This window comes from Acinetobacter sp. YH12039, from assembly GCF_013420015.1.
GTDB classification, from domain to species: domain Bacteria; phylum Pseudomonadota; class Gammaproteobacteria; order Pseudomonadales; family Moraxellaceae; genus Acinetobacter; species Acinetobacter amyesii.
Genome location: NZ_VOZA01000140.1, coordinates 1 through 1,081, shown reverse-complemented (window position 1 = coordinate 1,081; position 1,081 = coordinate 1). Strand labels below are relative to the sequence as shown.

Below are 1,081 nucleotides of genomic sequence, written 5' to 3'. Positions count from 1 at the left end.
ACTAACCCACGATTTTACGAGAAAGGATGGTGTCGCCCATAGCGAAATTGTGTCTAACCTTGATATAGAAATAGACCGTAGCGAATTGTGGAACTTGGCAGAACAGTCCGAAAACCGCAAAGATGCCCGAACCGCTAGAGAATGGGTAATCGCCCTACCCGATGAATTAGACGCTGATCAACGTAAGGACTTGGCAAAAGACTTTGCCAGGTCCTTAGTTGATCGCTATGACGTAATCGCAGATTTAGCCATCCATGAACCGAGTAAAGGCGGTAATGATAAAAACCATCACGCCCATATCATGCTCACAACCCGAAAAGCCGAATTGGACGCAGACAATAAACTCACTCTGACCACCAAAACCGATATTGAACTCAGCAACGCCAAACGAAAAAGCCTTGGTATGGGGACAACCCAAGACGAAATTAAACAGATTCGGGAAACGTGGGCAAATTTAGCCAATCACGCATTAGAACGAGCAGGCTTTCAGGAAAAAATAGACCACCGCAGCTATGCCGATCAGAATAATGGACTACAAGCCACCATCCATGAAGGCACTAAAGTCACCCAATTACGCAGACAAGGCATAGACACTGAAATCAGCCGTTTTAATGACAATGTGAAACAGCAGAACGCCCAACAGCTTGACCAACAGAAACAGCAGAAAGAGAGCGTTTTACAGCGTGGTTTAAACCGTGTCGATCAAGGTTTTGATCAATGGCAGAAGAACCAAGAAACCAAACGTCTAGAACTGGAACGCCAAGCGGAAATGAAACGACAGCAAGAATTAGATAAACAACGAGCCGAGCAAGCACTCCGCAAGGCATCTCAAAAACTAAGTAGAGGCGGAATGTCATTATGAGCAATCAAAATGATTTAGATGACCAGTTATATATTTTATTGGCATCCATGAAGGAATATCGAGAAGCCATAGCAGACGATAAGAAGCGATTAGAGCAGTTTTACAACCAAGTCGCTAGTGGAGTGCTAGACAAGGCTGAAAAATCGCTAGAAAACGCAAATAAGAAGCATACATGTGCATTAAACACCAGTATTCAGGCATTAACCGAAGCTACAAACA

Annotated in this window: 1 protein-coding gene and 1 pseudogene; both read left to right on the top strand. The window is 43.9% G+C overall.

Annotated elements, in window-relative coordinates:
- Nucleotides 1-862, top strand: an 862-nt coding sequence (locus tag FTT98_RS17910) for a MobA/MobL family protein (protein ID WP_180177637.1), incomplete at its 5' end; no start/stop codon positions are given.
- A pseudogene (locus FTT98_RS17905) lies at nucleotides 859-1,081 on the top strand (hypothetical protein); the annotation flags it as partial. The gene FTT98_RS17910 and the pseudogene FTT98_RS17905, both read left to right, overlap by 4 nt.